The following is an 18,564-nucleotide window of genomic DNA, read 5'->3' as shown; positions in this document are numbered from 1 at the left end:
TTTTATCCCTGTTGCGTTACAAAATAAGACAATAATGGATTTCTAAAGAGGATAATCAAAACAATCACCAAACAATAAATGGCTAACGATTCGATCATGGCCAAACCAATAAATAAGGTTCTGGTGATGGATTTTTCGGCTTCAGGTTGCCTTGCCAAAGCATCTAAGGCGTGACTAATCGCGCGCCCCATGGCTAGAGCCGGCCCTATAGTTCCTATGGCAATGGCTATTGCTGCAATAACGGTTGACGCTAAACTAAACCAACTTATGTCATTCATAACGATTCTCCTTGGCTTTTAAGCTCATGGGCTTGAATGCCCCCAGCAATGTAAATTAAGGCCAGCATGCCAAAAATATAAGCTTGGATGATGGCTTCAATAATATGTAAAATGAGTATTGGAATAGGAACTAAAAATCCGGCAATCATGAGGACAATCAGGGCGGTTAATTGTAAGCTCATGATATTACCAAACAAGCGGACGGCCAATGCTAAGGTTCGAGAGATTTCGCTGATTAAATGAAAAGGCAATAAAAAAGGAGTTGGCTTAATATAATGTTTCAAATACTCTCGCCACCCCTCGGCACGAATTCCAAACCAGTGTACCGATAAAAAAGTCATCATCGCAAGGGATGCCGTCACCGATAAATCCGCCGTTGGTGAATAAAATCCCGGAATAACACCAATTAAATTGGAAACAAGGATAAAAATCCACAAGGTGGCTACAAAAGGAAATATCAGCTCAACGTGGTCAGGCAATACTTCTTTTATCGCATCGTACATGGTGCTCAAAACACCCTCCCAAAGGAGTTGGTACGTGCTTGGCTGTAGGAGAGAGCATTTGTAAGTGGTACTCCATGCCATGATGAATAAGGAGATCATAATGAACCACGTGGTTAAGACACTTTGTGTGATGGGTAATCCACCGATTGAAAAGGCAAAATGCGCTAAGAATCCTTCTTCTCCCACGGTTAGTCCTTAATTAAAAGATACACGTTAATGGCGCCAATAATCACCCCAAGGAGGATTAAATTGATGGTCCAACTCATGGAATACCCTTTTATTTTCTCATCGAGCCAAACCCCGAGATAGGCTCCTGCAATGATGGGTAACACAAAAACAAAGCCTAAAGTACCCAGGTAAACTGTTTGGGCTAATAACGTTGATTTTCCTTTTTTAGCTTTATTGATTTTTCGGACGTTTCGTTTCACTTGTTGTTCCAGTTCCTTGTTTGAATTTTTAAATTCCATAGCTGTTCTGCCGGTTTAATTCCCATAAACGCTTTAACATTTCTTCATCCAAACGATGCACGCTTTCTTTAGTGCGCAATAGGTTGTTTTCTTCCCAATGTAATTCTTCCTCCAGGACCCTTTGTATGGCTTGGTATTCTTGATGTCGCACATAATGTCTTGTCGCAATATGCAATTGATTGTCAATGAAATAAACCACGGCACCTGGTAAGGCTAAGTACTCCGTCTCTTGATTTTCATCACGAAACCAGGCCAAGCCGAATTTTAAGCACGTCATCATGCGGCTATGATGAGCTAAAATCCCAAATTGCCCAGAAGCATCCTCACCCACAAAACTGATGACCTTATCGATTTTTTCATATTGTGTGGCACTCTTAAGATGGATAGTAAAAAGCTCCATGTCCGTCGTTATCTCCCTTTATCCATGGCACCCCTCATGTAACACGCTTCTTCTGAAAATTCATCGTAATCGCCTCTTAGAAAGGATTCGCAATCAGTTAATGTGTGTTCTAATGAAACCGATTTCCCTTCCATTCCTGTTTGAAGTTTGGTGACATGGAAGGGTTGGCTAAGATAGCGCTGCAGTTTACGTGCTCTTAACACAATAGCACGGTCTTTAGGAGAAAGCTCTTCAATCCCCATCATAGAAATCATGTCTTCTAATTCTTGATAACGTTCCAGGTGTTCTCGTACGGCTTGTGCAATGGAATAATGTCGCTCGCCCAATAGGATTTTATCCATAAATTGACTCTTGGAAGCTAAGGGATCCACGGCGGGATAAATGCCTTTGCCTGCTTGTGCGCGAGAGAGTACTATGATGGAATCCAAATGAGTAATAATCCCGGTCACCGCCGGATCGCTCATATCATCAGCCGGAACATAAACCGCTTGTACCGAGGTCACTGCTCCTTTTGCAGTCGATGTCATGCGCTCTTCAAGTTCCGCTATCTCAGTCATTAAGGTGGGTTGATAACCGACACTAGCCGGCATTCGGCCAAGTAACCCCGAAATTTCACTGCCGGCTTGCACAAAACGATAAATATTATCCACAAGAAAAAGAACCTCATGGCCCAACGTATCACGCAAATATTCCGCATAAGTTAATGCCGATAACCCTGTGCGAAAACGCACTCCCGGTGATTCGTCCATTTGACCAAACACCATGAGGGTTTTATCCATTACGCCTGCGGATTTCATCTCATGCCACAATTCATGTCCCTCCCGAATACGCTCACCAACACCAGCAAAGACGGAGGTTCCTTGATGCAATTGAATAATGGCATGCATCAATTCCATCAGGAGTACGGTTTTTCCAACTCCTGCACCACCAAACAATCCTGTTTTACATCCTCTGACGAAAGGGCAAAGTAAATCAATGACTTTAATTCCAGTCTCAAGAATGGTTTCTTGAGTGCTCGTCATTTCAAGTGGCGCGAAGTTGGCCAGAACATCACGATATTCATGGGTTTCTAATGGCGGGGCTCCGTCTAATGGCTCACCAAAAATATTTAAAAGGCGGCCCAAGCATTCTTTTGAAACGGGAATTCGTAACGAAGTGCCTTGGTCATAAACTATTAAACCTCTTTGCAATCCTGAGGCACGGTGGAGCGTGATGGCTCTCACATGATGCTCATCAAGGTGCTGACACACTTCCAAAATGTATTCATCACTGTCCGTGTAAGTTTTAAGAGATTGATGCAAAGGAGGTAGTACATTACAATGTATCCGGACAACAGGGCCATTGATTTCGATTATCCTGCCGATGGGAGTTCCATGAGTTTGAGCAACAGCCGTGTTTTTATCCATCATTTTCCAATTGAATTCATGACCCATGAATTAGGTGTCGTCCTATTCTCTCTATTTTTACATCACTTTATGGAATTTTAATATAACAGAGTTTGAAAACAGATAGCAAAATGCTAATTAATAACAGCTCGCCTGAAAGTATCTAAAAAACAAACACTGTGTGAGATCTCATTAATCAGCTTCTACATAGGTCACTTTGCCACATGATACATCAAGCCACGCCTTTAAATAGAGTTCGACGAAATAGGTAGGTCCTGAATGGGGACAATCTTAATGAGCTACTGACCTATAATAGGGCTCATAGAAATCTCATAGAGCCCTGGTGATTGGTTTAAGTGCCCTAGCATAGGCCTCTTATAGAACATTTATTGGTTTTTCATCATGGGGCATCCCATCATTTGTCTATCCATCATCATCTGCATCATTTGCATCATCATTTGCATCATTTTCGTACGCTGCTCCATCGTTTCGGGTTGTTTAGCTGCATCATCCTGCATACTTTTCATCATCTTCATGCCTTTTTGCATCGCATGCATGCCTTCTTCCATCATGGGCATTTGTGTTTGCATCAACGATTTCTTTTCTTCCGTTGTTTTTGCATTCATAAGCTTATCATGCATCTCCTGCATTTGTTTTAGTGCTTCTTGCATTTGTTTCATTTCGTCTTGCAGTTGGGTTGACTGCTGATTAGAGCTTTGCATTCCCATGCTATTCGTATTATTCATTTGAGAACCAGAAGACATGTCTTCTGCAAAGAGTGGTGTAGCAACCAAACTGCAGGCGGCCAATAAAATCAATACATTCCGTTTTAACATAATGAATCTCCTTATTATTTTTTCAATAAATTGTTTGGACTGAACATCCTATCATAGCACTTCATGAATAGGGTATGAAAAGCAAAAAACATACCTGTGCAGGTTAATGCCAACCTATTCCTCCCGTGTTGTGTCCTTCATAAGTATGAGAAACACTGTGTGAATTATTGGTCGCTGTTGTTGGGGTGCAAGAGGTCAACAAAAGTATCGCGCTCATTATCCCAATAACTGCTTTAATAAGTCTCTGCTTTGGCATATCCATGCTTCTTGCAATGAAATAAAATGATAGCTGAATCAAGATAAAAACAACCCACCTCATTTTATAAATCATTTATATAATATAGCATCGTTTAGAAATATTGAGTGTTAACCATTACCACACTGTAGTTTTGCGTTGTTTCATTACTTTCAAGAAATAATCCAATTGAGCTACAAAAAAGCAATTTAGCCAAAATGGATAAAGTAAGTTAACAAGCCCACACCTTATTGGCCAAAATCGATGAGATAAGATTTCTTGAAAAAAACAGAAGTGCTGTTTGGCTAAAGAGATAGTAAGGGGTGACTATTTAGCCTGTCTATTTCTGAAGAGAGACTCTTTAACCGGTGACTCTTTAAACGGAACTGATGGGTTCATTCTTGTGCTATGCTGTATTATATCTTGTTGATTATAGGGCTTAATGCCAGGGATGTCGTGGCCATGAAGAGATTAGAAAAACAATGTTGTCCTAAGGAAAGGATACTCACTCAGGACCAAGAATTGCAAGAAGGGGTAGATTTCTCTTGTTGTGCACCTGCTGATATGAGTATTTCCGAAAGCTTCTTTCCGTTTTTTACTCGATTAGCGCAAGCCAACCTGGCTAAATGGACGGCAGGAATAAGTCCTGCTGCCATCGGATCTTCTTATTCCACCTGGCTTTGGCAATTGTCCCAATCCCCTGGGGTTTTGTGGGAACTTGCTTTTTATCCGGTTTTTCATGCCAAGGATTGCATTAATAATATCGTTTGTGTTGAACGTGCTGCGGATGGTAAAGACGTGCGTTTTAAAAAAGACAGTTGGCAGCCCATGCCTTGGCGTTTATTCGCTGAAGGATTTTTGCAGATGGAGGATTGGTGGCGACGTGCCACAACGGACGTACCAGGATTGCCCAACCAGGTGGAGCGTACCGTTTCGTTCTGGGCACGTCAATCCCTTGATGCCCTATCCCCCTCCAATTTTGTTTGGTCTAATCCTGATTTATTCCATGAAGCCATGCATACTGGGGGACTTAATCTCATCCAAGGCAGCCAAATCGCATTTGAAGACTGGTTAGAAAAGCTAACCGGTGCACCACCTACAGGTTCTGAACATTTTATCCCCGGGAAACAAGTGGCTATTACTCCAGGGCGGGTGGTCTTTCAAAATCATTTAATTGAGCTCATTCAATATGAGGCCCAAACGAAAACAGTCTATAAAGAGCCGATACTTATCTTACCAGCCTGGATTATGAAATATTATATTCTCGATTTATCACCAGACAACTCCTTAGTGAAGTGGCTCGTAAGTCAGGGGCACACCGTATTTATCATTTCTTGGCGCAATCCTGACAAAGAGGACCAGGATTTGGGGATGGATGATTATTATCGGCAAGGAGCTATGGCTGCATTTGATGCGGTGTCGACCCTTTTGCCAGAAACTAAAATCAATCTGATGGGGTATTGTTTAGGGGGCACCTTGGCCATGATTACCGCAGCTGCGATGGTAAGAGACAAGGACGAACGTTTAAACAGCTTGACGCTCTTGGCAGCCCAAGGGGATTTTACTGAGGCTGGGGAATTAATGCTTTTTGTGACTGAAAGTCAAGTGGATTTTCTTAAAAGTATGATGAAGGAACAAGGGTATCTGGATACCAAGCAAATGGCGGGTTCTTTTCAGATGTTGCGTGCTTATGACTTAATTTGGTCCAAAATGGTCCAAGATTACATGCATGGAATGCGGCGAGGGATGATTGATTTAACCGCTTGGAATGCGGATGCCACACGGATGCCTTACAAAATGCACAGTGAATACCTTGAAAAACTCTTCTTAAGGAATGATTTTTCCGAAGGGCGTTATACCGTGGAAGGAAAGCCGGTGGCCGCTGAGAACATCGAATTGCCTGTTTTTGCTGTGAGCACTGAAAAAGACCATGTAGCGCCCTGGCAATCGGTCTATAAAATCCATCTTATGACCGAAGGAGATGTGACCTTTGTTCTCACTGGTGGTGGGCATAATGCAGGCATCATCAGTGAGCCGGGTCACCCAGGACGTTCTTATCGTGTCCATGAGCATAAACAAGGCGAGGCTTACTTAAATCCTGAAAGCTGGCTTACGATGGCAGAGAAGCGAGAGGGCTCCTGGTGGCAAGCATGGCATGCGTGGTTAGTTCAGCAAAACACTAAAAAACGCATTGCGCCACCGGTCATGAATCCCTCACTGCAAGCGGCACCAGGAACTTATGTGCTTCAGAAATAGAACGCCTTTGCGTGAGTTACATGTATTGCCCACCATTAATATCAAAATTGGCACCGGTAATAAAACCGCTTTGCTCCTCTGCAAGGAAGGCAACAACACGAGCAATTTCTTGGGGTTTTCCTAATCGTCCCACAGGAATTTGGGCCACAATCGCTTCTAAAATATCGTCCCTTAGAGAAGCGAGCATTTCAGTATTAATATAGCCAGGAGAGACGGTATTCACTGTAATGCCTTTCTTTGCCACTTCTTGCGCCAGACTTTTGGTAAAACCGTATAATGCAGATTTAGTGGCCGCGTAATTACACTGGCCAAATTGACCTTTGCGTCCATTCACAGAAGAAATGGTGATAATACGTCCATAACTATTATCCAACATATTGGATAACACGGTTTTCGTCATATTAAAGACACTATTCAAATTGGCATTGATGACATCCTGCCATTGTTCTTGAGTCATTTTTTTCAAAGTGGCATCGTTCGTCATGCCGGCATTATTCACTAGAATATCGATTTTGCCGTATTTTTCGATGACCAATTCGGTCACTTTCTCACAATCATTGAAGGAAGAAATATCAGCGTAGACAATGTCGATATCAAAGCCTTGCATGGCTTGTTTTTTCTGCCATTCTTTCGCCAAATCATGATTGCCCTGTTTAAAATAGCAGGCAATGACTTGATAATCTAACTTTTGCATTGCCTGGCATATGGCGGTACCAATACCACCAGTGCCCCCTGTGACTAAAGCAACTCGTTGGTCCACTTCTTTCCTCCTTGATGGTTTCATGCAGTAAAAATAAGTGTTATTGTTCATCAGAACGGTCTTGCCTAGACCTAATGGTGGTCATTTTTGATAACCTCTACTTCCTCGGCCTGAGGTCCTTTCTGTCCTTTTCCCATTTTAAAAAGAACGGTTGCCCCATCGGGAAGCGTTTTAAAGCCGTTACTTTGAATCGAGCTAAAGTGGACAAAGTAATCCTTGCCACTGCTTTCAATAAAACCAAATCCCTTGTCTTTATTAAACCATTTGACTTTACCACGAATTTTATTAGTCATTTTGTTTATTTCCTTATAATCAAGCAGGTTACATAGTGTCATGCCACGTTGTTCTTTTTGTCAATACTTGTTAACCAGAGAGCTCTTAGTGATTTAATGGATTGAATCAGTGGACTCTCCAGTGTTTCCCTTTGTTTTTTTCAATGAAACCACTTTATCACATTGAATCTCAATGGTATTTGTTTTAGCAGCAGATACCCCCCAACATCGTATTCTTTTTCCCTCTTTCTCGATGAATAGCACATGAATAACCAAATTGCTCCCATAAGTGTTGTCGATGGTGATGTCTTGAGTCTCATTCGTTTTTGTCAGGAGTCTTCCCAGGGAATTGCCAGCACGGTGGAACTCTATTAATACTTCAGTATTGGATAAGGGCACATTGTTTATTTTGGAGTCCTTGTGGTATTTGATGTGATAGGATTGCGTGCCGGCGCAGGCATTAAGTGTCGTGCACGAAAAAATTACCGCAAAAATAATTTTAAGAAGGACTATTTTTTTTATTTTAAATGACGTGATATCGTTCATGGGATTCCTATTCTTATTCTTGCTCATCTATTTTTACTATTTTGTCATAAAATTTTTACATGCCCAATCTTTAATAGCATAATTCCTTTTTGTCATAATAGAGCTCAGTCAACAGAATAACTTATTATGAGGTTGGAGACTCATTTTAGTTTTTATTAACGACTCTAACAAGGATTAGTTTAGTATGCGTTTACGTCTTGTCATCTTAGTTTTAGCCGCAATTATTATTGGTGTGGGAAGTTATTCTGGGATAGTGAATGTCATTAAAGAGCCCATAGAAAATGTGATAATAGGGTATAAAAGCCCATCAGCCTGGAATAATCGTGGTGTAGATTATGTGATTGGCAAAAGAGTAGCACAAAATGACTCTGAAGCTGTAAAATGGTTTTGCAAGGCAGCGAAACAAGGCGAAGCCATGGCCCAGCGCAACCTTGGCTTGATGTATGCTGCAGGCAAAGGGGTCCCTCAGGATAATGGCAAGGCTATGCAATGGTTTCGTAAAGCCGCTCTTCAAAATGATGCCGTGTCACAATTAAATCTTGGTGTCATGTATCAAAAAGGTATGGGTACTCAGCAAAACGATAGGGAAGCAATCAAGTGGATTCATAAAGCAGCCGCACAAGGATTTCCAGAGGCTGAACGTAGTCTTGGCATCCTATATTCCACTGCTGAAAATGGGCAACAAAATTATGTCGAAGCTTTTAAATGGCTTCACAAGGCAGCTGAGAAAGAAGATGCCATAGCCCAATATAATCTTGCAGTTATGTATGTCACAGGCAAGGGGGTTCGGCAAAATGATACGGAAGCAGTTAAGTGGTTTCGTAAAGCAGGCAAACATGGCGATCTCATGGCTCAACGAACACTTGGATTAATGTACGCAACGGGGAGCAATGTTCAACAGGATGATTTTCAAGCGATGAAATGGTTTCGTCTGGCCGCGAAACAAGGAGATGCTGTGGCTCAATATAATATAGGTATGGGCTTTCTTAACGGCAAAGGGGTGATTCGAAATCACACAAAAGCTCTGAAATGGTTTCATTTAGCTGCTAGTCAAGGATTGCCCCAAGCTCAATATGTGCTTGCTGCACTTTATCATGATGGAGTGAGTCTTCCTCAAAATAGTATGGAAGCAATAAAGTGGCTCCGAAAGGCTGCTGCGCAAGGTCACTTGCAAGCTCAAGAGCGCCTGCAGGCTCTGGTTAGACAGGATTAGCTGTGAGGCGGTTCCTCTTTCATTATCATACGAGTTAGTATTTATCCCCCTATGCTGAAAATAACGATTTGATTATTTCAATGAGAAATTATTTAAACATAATAATATTTTCGTTCACGATTTTGTAATGCTTATTTAATTGTAATGGGATAAGCACAGCTCGTCATTTCAGAGATTAACACCTTTACAGTCTGAGTTGTTATTTTCTATCTAGGTTCTAGATATAAGCCGTTTAAATTTCTGAAAATTCATTTAGGTTAAAATTGATACACCTAAAAGTTAGAATCTGCCTCATTTATTGGGAATATTTTTGCAACACTATCATTAAGTAATCTGAGCGGTACTTTTATCCGAAGCACATTGCCATGCGATGTTATTATTTTAGCCTTTAAGTGTCGTTAAAGAGCATCTCTTTTCAGGTTTTATGGTTCTGTAAATTATTATTATAAACATTGTTGCTATTAGCGTAAAAACTAAAATTGATGGTGACGATGCAACGCCGGTTTTTTTTACAAGTATCATAGAAAGTAATGGAGCGAGGCCAGCGGATAAACTTGCTGCAATGGAATATAGTATTGATAAAACACTACAACGTAATTTAATCGGGAACATTTCAGCTAACATTACTGGTACTGTTGCATAATATGCTCCTGCTGGAATAGCAATTAAAGCTTGACTCAAAATTAACTGATAAAATATTTTGTGCGATAAGAAGTTGAAAAAAGGTTGAGATAGAACTAGAAATCCTATACTTGCTGCAACTACGATTTTTTCTCTACTAATTTTATCAGATAGATTCCCAATCAGAGGAAATACTCCTAGAAGTACCATTAAAGAAATGATGTTGGAAATGATAATTTCATGGTTTTGAAAATTACCATATAAACGAGCTTGCATAGGACCATAAATGTAAATTTGAAATGTAGTTGTTACACCCAAACAACTCAAAATAAACACATAAAGGGATTGTATTTTATTGTTTTTGATATAGGTTACCGATTCAGAAAGTAAACTCTTAAATTTAGGCTTTGGTCTGTCTGCATAGTATACGATGTATTCCATACTCTCGGGGATACATAAACGGATGTATAAACCAATCGAAGATCCTAAAAGCGCAAGCACAAAAGGAACACGCCAGATCATCCAGTCCTGTTCAGGATAGTGACTGGTAAAATAAGTAACAATCAATACAACTAAAGACGCTATCAGCATCCCTGACATAGCGCCAAAGGATGCCCAGCTTCCTGAGTAGCCCTTTTTTGAGGCTTCGGCATTCTCAACTAGGTAAGCAGAGGAGTTTAAATATTCTGCACCGCAGGAGAAGCTCTGAATAATTCTTAACACTAATAAGGTAATAGCAGAAAATGTACCTATAGTACTGTGAGGGGGGATAAACCCGATAAGGGTTGTTGATATGCCCATTGTTAGGATAGAACCTGCAAGGATAATTTTTCTGCCATAGATATCGGATAGTAAGCCCATTATCATAGCCCCAATAGGTCTGGCTAGGTATCCAGCAAAGAAAGTAAGAAAGACGAGAAACAAACCCTTGGAGACATCACCAATCAGGTATTTGGCAATGTAAACTGAGAGTAGGCCACAAATAGCCATGTCAAAGGATTCAATTAAATTACCCAGTGTACCTGCCAGAATGATTCGGGTTTGGTGCTTCATGCGATTATCCTTTACTTTGCATTGCCGATAGAGTGGTTAGTGAATCTTGATCTTCCACTCGGTCTAAAAATAAAAATCCATCCAGGTGATCAATTTCATGTTGAAGAATGCGGGCTTCTAAACCGGAAGCTTTTTTGGTAATTCTATTTCCATCTATGTCAAACCCTGAATATTCAATTTCCATGGCTCTTGGAACTTCACCCATTAATTCACCACAATTAAGGCAACCCTCGTAGCCAGTTTGAATTTCTTGAGATAGGATTTTTAATGAAGGATTAATTAAGGCTGTATCAGGAATTGGGTATTCTGGTTTTCTCCTTTTGGTGTAATCAGTACCAAATACAATAACTCGTTTGCTGATGCCAATTTGGGGGGCAGCTACGCCTACAGCCCCCTTGTCAGCCATTATGCCAAACATAGTCTTAATAAGCTCTTTTAACCAACTGCTACCAAATTCTGATTCAGAAATTGGATCAGCGGTTTGTCTTAAAATAGGGTTGTTTTTATCAAGGAGTGTGTTCATGGGGCACCTGATTGTTGATGATTAATGTCAGTTTGGGTTTTGTCGTCATGCAGGGCTGTTTGTCAGGGAAAATTAAATACTCTTGAATTCGCCTTAACGCAAATTTGCCCATGGCTAACAGTTTTTCGCAATGAATCGAGCTTTTGTTCTGGATATATGGATTTATCCGTTTTAATCCAAATGAAAAGATAGCTTTATAAGAATCATATTCAGTGGGGATGGAGATACCTGTTATAAGTCTAGGTTTTATTTGTTTGTATTTTACAATTGATTCTGTGCAGCCTATATGTGGTAGTTCGCTCCATAATTTCGGTTGATCCTGGCTGAGGAATTCTGGTTGATAGCAACCGTCAAATAGCCAGAGACTTTGCTCAATTAAATTTTGCTCTATGGCTGGGTTCGAGGATATGAAAAAGATCTGTCCTGCCTGGTTAATAAGGGCAATAGAAGCATAGTCAGTTTCTACTTGCCCTAGTACATCTGAAAACACCCTGCGTATTGTGACAAAGTGTTCAAACAGAAATTCCTTGGCTTTGGGGTGAAGCTTTACTTCCACAGCTGTTACATCCATATCTACAAGTTTTTTAAACTGCATGACTGTGCTTTTTTCTCTTTTCTTCATAAGAAGAAATTGAACCAATGGCCAAGTCAATGATTTTTAGTAAATTATTTTCCGAAGTGTCAATTGCTTTGACTTCTTTGATCAATCCTAACACAAAATCGGCGTAATCGTCATTACTTCCCTGAGAGATAGGGTATAAATGATGGCTTTGTTTCAAGATGTAATGAAGCAATTTTTCATCGACTTCATTCTTCTTAGTTGTTGCATTTTCGTCTTCCCCAAATAGTAACCAGCCTGGGTTTACTTGAAGATGGAAAGCCAGTTGTTTGACTTTTTCATAGTCTGGTAAAGCATCTCCTCGTATATAACGGCGGCAGATTTGTTCAGAGGCACCAGTAAACTCAGCCAGGGTTTTAATACAGATCCCATTTGGCGAGCGAGAGGCCGTATATCCTCTATCTTTGAGGGCGTTAATCAAGCGGTTAGCAAACGATTGATAGGGTCCCTTACTCATAAAATTATCCTTGTAATCGAACGTCATAAAAAAATTATCATATAAAACGATATCATTCAATATCATATCGTATCTTAATATAAATTTCTTTAAAACACATATTGATAATAAAATTAATATTGTTTTAATATAAGTTTCGTCAAATGATGCTAAATGTTAATTTGACGTGAATTGGACTTTAGTACACATGATTTACAGGAGTATTTTTCATGTCCCATAATAATAAAGTAGGTATTTACAAGGGGATTATCCAGTATTTGCTAGATGCAACTAACTATCCGTTGCAGCGAATTGCTAACTTATCTAACTCACCAATTGCATATTTGCAATTGATTTTTCACCATAACCGATTGCCTCAAAATAGAAGTGTAGAGCTAAATTTGCTGAAATTATTCATTGTATTTATCGATATGGAAATTAAACGAGAGCAGAAAGCTGAGAAGTTTTTTCCAGCTGACATGCATTAGGAGGCTTTAAGATGCAGTTTTCTGATAATAAAATGCCAAAACAGATTTTGTTTATTACTGATTTAGAGGAGCTTCTTGGTCGTAACCGTTTGACATTAAGGCGTTGGTGGACTAGCGGAAAATTTCCACAACCAGTTAAACTAAATGGCACAACACTGGCATGGCACTCTGAGACAGTTAATCATTGGATTCAACAAAACATGCGATTATCTTAGCATAATAGCCCATATTATGTGGGCTATTGAACTTCTTTCCACAATGGATGATCTAACCAGCTCCTTGGAATTCCCATGCTTTCATGCGCCCAATCATATTTTTCAATAATAGGCTGAATAAGTTTCTCGGATGATATTGCCCAATCTATGCCATTACCCGCAGTGGTTAGTAATTTTCTGATGATCAACAAGATAATATATGAGCGATCATTTCTTGGTGTAATGGGAGGTAGCCAAAGTTCATTAATCGCATCAATTTTGGGTTTAATGGCTAAATCTTTATTCCAAAGGCGGCTATGATGAGCACATATATTTCTTACATAAGTTAGAAAGTATAGCCAATTGGCTAAAGTTTTTGGATGTAACTTATAACCTTCAGCAATTATCCTTTTGTCTTCATTTTTAAGCCCTTTAAATAAGACCGACAATGCACCAAAGGATAAAACCTCTATTGCCATCCATATTGGTAAGTTAGGATAGCCCAGATATTTATTTTTATAATGCTCAATAAAGTACTCTCTGGAACGCTCTATCTCGTTATTAATTTGTGCTAACCAGGTATTATGTTCAAATTGCTGATGGAAATTTTGAGGATTCGACAAAGCAAATGGTCCATAACTATGAGCAAGGTGATAAGCAATACTGGTTCTTACTGAAATTTCAATTCGCTCTAATCCATCCATTACTAACAATCTTAGTTTACGATCAAATTCATAGAGATCTATGACATTTTCAAATGTAACATTATCTTGAAATTGTTCGGTGATATTTCCTGATGATGTGTCGGAACGTTTAAAAGGCAAGCAGTAGGCACTAAGCCGATAATAGTTGGTATTTGAAAGACTTTGCAGTGCTGAAGACCAATTATTTATAATAAGACCTTTTGCTTGAAGTTTTTCAAGTTGAGCTTGAAAACTTAGGGCTGGCTTTAGATATTTAATGAGAGGACTATTCATAGCAATACGCATAAAAAAACCGCCAAGGTTACGCAAGGACTAATGTCCTCTAGGCGTGGCGGTTGTGTTAAGTTAATTATAGAGCAGTTCATATGACTTTTTCAATCCTTTGATGAGATTAATTTTGCAATATGGCTTGCCCAGGCGTCCAATGCTTCTTTGCGTTGGGGTAGCATCTCATTTTTATTATAAGTAGCCATAATACGGGGCATTTTGTGGCCAAGACATTTTTCTATCACCACGGGATCAATATTAAGTGACTCACCCAATTGTGTGGCAAAGGTTCTCCTCAAATCATGAGCAGTCCATTCAGGAACTCCTACCCGAGTCTGGATTCTTTTAATTGCACGTGGTAGGGCATCTTTGGACATAGGAACATCGATTGTTATGCCTGGAATTACAAAAGGGGAGACAGATTGTTCTTTAAACTGAAGTAGTAATTTTTTTGTAAGTTCACTCAAGTGTATTTTTACAGTTATTCCTCCTTTTGAATGCTCGGGAGGAATAGTCCATAAAGATTGCTCAAAATCAAATTGATGCCATTGTGCCAGTCGGATTTCACCTGTTCTAACACCAGTAAGTATAATAACTTTAATTGCTAACCTGGCTGATTCAGACATTTGGCTTTTATCGCTTTCAAGGAATTTCCATATTATTCTTATTTCTTCGGGCGATAGTACCCGCTCCCTGGGCTTTTCAATACCACCGATATCACGTGATCGTATATTGGTAGCTGGATTATATTGAATATAACCACGACTCACTGCATAGTTTAGAACTTGTTTAATAGTGCTGAGAATGCGATTCGCATGAATTGGCGCTCCTCGTTGTACTATTTTGTCAAGGGCGATTGTAATATCTTTGGTTTGTAACTTATCAAGTACAGTATCGCCTAGTAGAGGAATTATTTCTGAGTCAATCTGATATTTGATAGGGCGTGGTTGCTTTCTATTTTTAACGGCATAATTTTCGTACCAAGACTGTATTAATTTTGAAAAGGTATTGTCTTCTTTTAATTTTTCTAGCTTGGTATTTTCTATAGGATTTATACCTTGCTCTTTTAAACTTTGCGCTTTAGCAAGATATTCACGAGCCTGTTTTAGACTAATAGCTGGATATTTTCCTAAGGTCATTTTTTGACGTTTACCATTCATACTAAAACGGTAAAACCAAGATTTATTACCACTTGGCATTACTCTAATACCTAATCCAGAAGATTCTATTTTTTCAAACCAGGTGGTCTCTGGCGCGAGATTTTTAATATAGCTATCGATAAATTTCATCTACACAGTCCTTTTTATTTTGGTACCATTTTTGGTACCAAAATTTATGTATAGGTATATTATCAAATGATACTAATTGAATTGCTAAAACTCAATTATTTCTTATAAATAAAGGGTTTTTTGCTATTTTTGAAATTAAATGATATTGTTTGATATCGGTATAATAAAGTTTCGTAATCAAAAGGTCGGGAGTTCGATTCTTCTCAGCGGCAGTAGGTTTGTGATTGAAAATGATTTTAATGGGGCACTCAAGGGACAATTTATAATAACAAGTAATGAAACTAAATAAGAATATCGAGCCTTTGCAAACTCTTCTCCTTCTGAAATAACTATTGACACTAATAGTCTATAATAATATTTATCATACTAGGCGACTACTTTAGGTAACTTAAATGGATTTGAAGGAACTTAAAGGCAAATTAAGAAAATACTTTGTAAAATCTTCTCTCTCAAATGATGATGTCATTTTTTCAACCTCAATTAAGACTTATAAAGATGGCTATCTGTTATTCGTGCATAAACAAAAGCGCAAACATCATTTCTTCAGTGATAGTGTTAATTCCGCTCAGAAATATTTATCAAAAGATGAGTTAAAAAACATAAATGATCATGCTCTTAAAAAGCTAGTAGAGGGATTGATAGATGAGATGGAAGAGCGTCCTGATCCTGGACCAGGGATAAACAATGAAAGAAAAAAACGATAATCCGTTGCATAAAAAAGTAGATTTTGCTCAAGAGCGATATAAATTTTATAGCTCTGAAGCTTCTAAAATTGCAAGACAAATAGCATTTGCCGAAGGAGCAATTTTTTGGGCATTGTATGTTTTGATGCAAAATGGTCCAAAGACATTGCTAATTACTTTTTACTTTATGCTTTTACTCTTTTTTATCTTTGATCTTATTCAATATGTAGCTGGGGCTTTTCTTTTTAACTATGAAGCAAATGTATTGAAAAAACTTATAAAGTATAATAAGAGAGCACCAAAATATGAAATTGGTGACCAAGTAGGAAAGCATATAAGAAATTACTATATCCTGAAGTTAGTTTTTTTATGTGTTTCAACTTTATTGCTAATTAGTATGTTCATTGTTTTCATAATCAATAATATTCCCTTACATCATTGATTGTATTTCTTTTTATCGGTCAGAATTAATAAATAATTATCGCCTAAGACATAATCAAACTACGTAAAATTGCATAGTAAAATGACTTCTGAGAAAGAATTAGTTACGCAGGCAGCTGAAAAATCGATTTAATTTGGAACTGAAAGCGTGTGTAGGTTGGCTAAACGAAGTGCAGCCCAACAACATCTACTCAATCATTGGACCCTAGTTTTATCAAAGTGAAAGTATCTTAAAACTAATCGTGCTTGGGGTTAGATCTTGCTTTTTACCTAGTGCCTAGAAATTGGCAAGAAAGGAAGAACTGACCCCAGATATGCATGTTATTTATTTTTCAGAATATAAATTCTATTATTCTTGTAGGTTACGATTTTTGGAGCCCTATATGGTTAAAAAACCACCACAGGAACAATTGATAGATAAAGCCGCGAAATTAATTAAAGCGGGAATTGACTCTGTAGTACCAGGCGGTGCTATAGCTACAGAATTTCTTTTGTCTTTATTTAAAATGCCATATCAAACACGATCCGAAGAATGGCAAAAGGAATTAACGGATGCTATTAATAAAATTCAAGAAAGTGGAATTGATATCGAACAGTTGCAAAAAAATGAAGAATTTATAGATATTTTATTTCAATCTATACCTCTAGGACTTAAACATCATCAAAAAGAAAAGAAACAAGCACTTAAAAATGCAATTATTCATTCTGCCCTTGGTGAAGCTCCGGATTTCTCAATACAACAAGTTTTTCTCAATTGTATAGATACGTTTACTATTTGGCATATAAAAATATTAATATTATTCAATAATCCAGAAAAGTGGTTTGATGAAAATGCAATTCCTATAGTTGGAGGAGTGGGAAGTGTTCGACGCACTTTAGAAGCTGCTTATCCTGAATTAAAAGATGCAAGAGATTTAGTAGGAAATATTTGGACAGATTTATATATTAAAGGTTTTATAGATGTTGATAAAACCATATTGCCCACTACAATGACTGGAAGTGGTCGTTTAGATAAAAGAACTACACCTTTGGGAGATCTATTTATTTCTTACATCGGTGATGAGTGAATATGTAATAATTTATCAATTATCTTAAACACAGATACTTTAAATATAATTTAAGATTTCTAATTTTATAAACTATCACAATCATTTTATGGTTTTATCTGATCAATAGAAGTTATAAGTTTCTTCTCCCAATCTACTGGAAAATGCTTTCTTGCAAATGTTAATGCTTGTTTAGTAAAACCAAGCATTTGTCTATCTATACTTAGATAGTTAACATAAGGTAAAGCTGCTAAATGGGCTAAATCATAAATATGACTTATTTTCCAGGTCAGATCAGTTCTATGCATATAATGCTGTGTATAATAAGGACACCAGATACTAGGTATGAGGGACGGTTTTTTTATTAACCACTCAATAAAAATATCAAGAGGATTTAAGAAAACGGTTGAACTTTCAAGAGGCTCTTCGGGCATATTTGAGCTTTTAAATGTTACTGCTTCAATCACTGAGTCCAAAAGCTCTCTATCGGAAATCATTTTTTTAAGACTTCTTCTAAAAGTTCTTTGCATTTCTTTGTCTCTATTTTGAGGGCTAGACAATGCTGTAACTAAATCGTAATTGGTTGAGGCCCAGGTCTCTAAGTTTTGTTTTTGGCAGGATAATGGTGGCTGTTGAGGTCCATTAATTAATAAATGTGATATTATGATCTCCATAGAAGCATTACTATAGTCAAGCCGCAATTTGAGAGTAGATTCATTTGGTTCAAAAGTATTTATAAATTTATCCACAAAAGGATTAACTTGAGATTTTTCCTCTTTTTTAAAATTCTTTAATGCATCTTTGATTTCTACACGCTTTAAATCGACAGAATTTCTAAGCCATTTTTTAGGCAGATGATCTATAAACTGTCCTATTTCAATTGCTTTGTTAGTATCTGTTCTCTCAGTAATATCAAAAATATGCACGGGGGATATAACAAAGGAATGCTTACCTGAGCTTTTTAATTTGTTTAATGTATTTAAATCATCATTTGATAAAGTCCCTTGCTGCCATTTTTGCAAATGGGAAGTATCAAGATATATATCCAT

General features: G+C 38.2%; 24 protein-coding genes. 7 read left to right on the top strand and 17 right to left on the bottom strand.

The window, feature by feature from the left end; genetic code table 11:
• Window positions 1-2: 2 nt before the first annotated feature.
• The 7 genes from Lpar_RS16085 to Lpar_RS19145 form a co-directional block, all read right to left on the bottom strand.
• Complete coding sequence (locus tag Lpar_RS16085; protein WP_011946148.1) at window positions 3-278, bottom strand: F0F1 ATP synthase subunit C; 276 nt, start codon at window positions 276-278, stop codon at window positions 3-5.
• Complete coding sequence (locus Lpar_RS16080) at window positions 275-967, bottom strand: F0F1 ATP synthase subunit A (RefSeq protein WP_011946149.1); 693 nt, start codon at window positions 965-967, stop codon at window positions 275-277. Before Lpar_RS16080 ends, Lpar_RS16085 begins: the two co-directional genes overlap by 4 nt.
• A gap of 2 nt (window positions 968-969) precedes the next feature.
• Window positions 970-1,248 (bottom strand): AtpZ/AtpI family protein, encoded by a 279-nt coding sequence (locus tag Lpar_RS16075; RefSeq protein WP_011946150.1) that lies wholly within the window; start codon window positions 1,246-1,248, stop codon window positions 970-972.
• Window positions 1,238-1,648 carry a F0F1 ATP synthase subunit delta/epsilon gene (locus Lpar_RS16070; RefSeq protein WP_011946151.1) on the bottom strand — a complete coding sequence of 137 codons (411 nt, stop codon included), beginning with the start codon at window positions 1,646-1,648 and terminating at the stop codon, window positions 1,238-1,240. The genes Lpar_RS16075 and Lpar_RS16070 overlap by 11 nt, the downstream gene beginning before the upstream one ends.
• Before the next feature lie 8 nt (window positions 1,649-1,656).
• Window positions 1,657-3,081 carry a F0F1 ATP synthase subunit beta gene (gene atpD / locus Lpar_RS16065; RefSeq protein ID WP_011946152.1) on the bottom strand — a complete coding sequence of 475 codons (1,425 nt, stop codon included), beginning with the start codon at window positions 3,079-3,081 and terminating at the stop codon, window positions 1,657-1,659.
• Window positions 3,082-3,419: 338 nt separating this feature from the next.
• Entirely contained in the window at window positions 3,420-3,869 is a 450-nt protein-coding gene (locus tag Lpar_RS16060) for a hypothetical protein (RefSeq protein ID WP_011946153.1), read from the bottom strand.
• Between the two features lie 103 nt (window positions 3,870-3,972).
• On the bottom strand, window positions 3,973-4,125 hold the full coding sequence (locus Lpar_RS19145) for a hypothetical protein (protein WP_165482425.1): 153 nt from the start codon (window positions 4,123-4,125) through the stop codon (window positions 3,973-3,975).
• Window positions 4,126-4,566: 441 nt separating this feature from the next.
• Between Lpar_RS19145 and Lpar_RS16055 the strand changes: the two genes are divergently transcribed.
• Window positions 4,567-6,360 carry a PHA/PHB synthase family protein gene (locus tag Lpar_RS16055; RefSeq protein WP_011946155.1) on the top strand — a complete coding sequence of 598 codons (1,794 nt, stop codon included), beginning with the start codon at window positions 4,567-4,569 and terminating at the stop codon, window positions 6,358-6,360.
• A gap of 16 nt (window positions 6,361-6,376) precedes the next feature.
• On the opposite strand, the gene phbB is transcribed toward Lpar_RS16055, so the two are convergent.
• From phbB to Lpar_RS16040, 3 genes are all read right to left on the bottom strand, one after another.
• Window positions 6,377-7,120, bottom strand: a complete 744-nt coding sequence (phbB, locus tag Lpar_RS16050) for an acetoacetyl-CoA reductase (protein WP_011946156.1) — start codon at window positions 7,118-7,120, stop codon at window positions 6,377-6,379.
• Window positions 7,121-7,191: 71 nt separating this feature from the next.
• Entirely contained in the window at window positions 7,192-7,413 is a 222-nt protein-coding gene (locus tag Lpar_RS16045) for a cold-shock protein (RefSeq protein WP_011946157.1), read from the bottom strand.
• A 93-nt stretch (window positions 7,414-7,506) separates the two neighbouring features.
• Complete coding sequence (locus tag Lpar_RS16040) at window positions 7,507-7,938, bottom strand: hypothetical protein (RefSeq protein WP_011946158.1); 432 nt, start codon at window positions 7,936-7,938, stop codon at window positions 7,507-7,509.
• A 184-nt stretch (window positions 7,939-8,122) separates the two neighbouring features.
• Between Lpar_RS16040 and Lpar_RS16035 the strand changes: the two genes are divergently transcribed.
• Window positions 8,123-9,151 (top strand): tetratricopeptide repeat protein, encoded by a 1,029-nt coding sequence (locus Lpar_RS16035; protein ID WP_010946797.1) that lies wholly within the window; start codon window positions 8,123-8,125, stop codon window positions 9,149-9,151.
• A 381-nt stretch (window positions 9,152-9,532) separates the two neighbouring features.
• On the opposite strand, the gene Lpar_RS16030 is transcribed toward Lpar_RS16035, so the two are convergent.
• From Lpar_RS16030 to Lpar_RS16015, 4 genes are read right to left on the bottom strand one after another with little or no spacing between them, the layout of a single operon-like run.
• Window positions 9,533-10,825, bottom strand: coding sequence for an MFS transporter (locus Lpar_RS16030; protein ID WP_010946798.1), 1,293 nt, complete (start codon window positions 10,823-10,825; stop codon window positions 9,533-9,535).
• Window positions 10,826-10,829: 4 nt separating this feature from the next.
• On the bottom strand, window positions 10,830-11,348 hold the full coding sequence (def, locus tag Lpar_RS16025) for a peptide deformylase (protein WP_010946799.1): 519 nt from the start codon (window positions 11,346-11,348) through the stop codon (window positions 10,830-10,832).
• Window positions 11,332-11,943 (bottom strand): hypothetical protein, encoded by a 612-nt coding sequence (locus Lpar_RS16020; protein WP_011946159.1) that lies wholly within the window; start codon window positions 11,941-11,943, stop codon window positions 11,332-11,334. Before Lpar_RS16020 ends, def begins: the two co-directional genes overlap by 17 nt.
• Window positions 11,933-12,424, bottom strand: coding sequence for a helix-turn-helix domain-containing protein (locus Lpar_RS16015; RefSeq protein ID WP_011946160.1), 492 nt, complete (start codon window positions 12,422-12,424; stop codon window positions 11,933-11,935). Before Lpar_RS16015 ends, Lpar_RS16020 begins: the two co-directional genes overlap by 11 nt.
• Before the next feature lie 209 nt (window positions 12,425-12,633).
• On the opposite strand from Lpar_RS16015, the gene Lpar_RS16010 reads away from it, so the two are divergent.
• Both Lpar_RS16010 and Lpar_RS16005 read left to right on the top strand, forming a co-directional pair.
• The gene (locus Lpar_RS16010) at window positions 12,634-12,891 is read left to right on the top strand and encodes a hypothetical protein (protein WP_011946161.1); all 258 of its coding nucleotides are present in this window, start codon (window positions 12,634-12,636) and stop codon (window positions 12,889-12,891) included.
• A gap of 11 nt (window positions 12,892-12,902) precedes the next feature.
• Window positions 12,903-13,106: a helix-turn-helix transcriptional regulator gene (locus Lpar_RS16005; protein ID WP_010946803.1), complete on the top strand. Its 204-nt coding sequence runs from the start codon at window positions 12,903-12,905 to the stop codon at window positions 13,104-13,106.
• Between the two features lie 23 nt (window positions 13,107-13,129).
• On the opposite strand, the gene Lpar_RS16000 is transcribed toward Lpar_RS16005, so the two are convergent.
• Window positions 13,130-14,062 (bottom strand): Abi family protein, encoded by a 933-nt coding sequence (locus Lpar_RS16000; protein WP_228370626.1) that lies wholly within the window; start codon window positions 14,060-14,062, stop codon window positions 13,130-13,132.
• A gap of 101 nt (window positions 14,063-14,163) precedes the next feature.
• A complete protein-coding gene (locus tag Lpar_RS15995) occupies window positions 14,164-15,345 on the bottom strand; it encodes a tyrosine-type recombinase/integrase (protein WP_011946163.1) in 1,182 nt (393 codons plus the stop codon).
• 392 nt (window positions 15,346-15,737) lie between these two features.
• On the opposite strand from Lpar_RS15995, the gene Lpar_RS15990 reads away from it, so the two are divergent.
• The 3 genes from Lpar_RS15990 (at window position 15,738) to Lpar_RS15980 (ending at window position 17,536) form a co-directional block, all read left to right on the top strand.
• On the top strand, window positions 15,738-16,049 hold the full coding sequence (locus Lpar_RS15990; RefSeq protein ID WP_058518858.1) for a hypothetical protein: 312 nt from the start codon (window positions 15,738-15,740) through the stop codon (window positions 16,047-16,049).
• Complete coding sequence (locus tag Lpar_RS15985) at window positions 16,030-16,470, top strand: hypothetical protein (protein WP_058518857.1); 441 nt, start codon at window positions 16,030-16,032, stop codon at window positions 16,468-16,470. Before Lpar_RS15990 ends, Lpar_RS15985 begins: the two co-directional genes overlap by 20 nt.
• A 382-nt stretch (window positions 16,471-16,852) precedes the next feature.
• Window positions 16,853-17,536 carry a hypothetical protein gene (locus Lpar_RS15980; protein ID WP_058518856.1) on the top strand — a complete coding sequence of 228 codons (684 nt, stop codon included), beginning with the start codon at window positions 16,853-16,855 and terminating at the stop codon, window positions 17,534-17,536.
• Window positions 17,537-17,622: 86 nt separating this feature from the next.
• On the opposite strand, the gene Lpar_RS15975 is transcribed toward Lpar_RS15980, so the two are convergent.
• Window positions 17,623-18,564: hypothetical protein (locus tag Lpar_RS15975; protein WP_058518855.1), on the bottom strand; the 942-nt coding region annotated here is incomplete at its 5' end.

It is taken from the genome of Legionella parisiensis (assembly GCF_001467945.1).
Lineage (GTDB): Bacteria > Pseudomonadota > Gammaproteobacteria > Legionellales > Legionellaceae > Legionella > Legionella parisiensis.
This window is presented reverse-complemented; position numbering and strand designations above follow the sequence as displayed.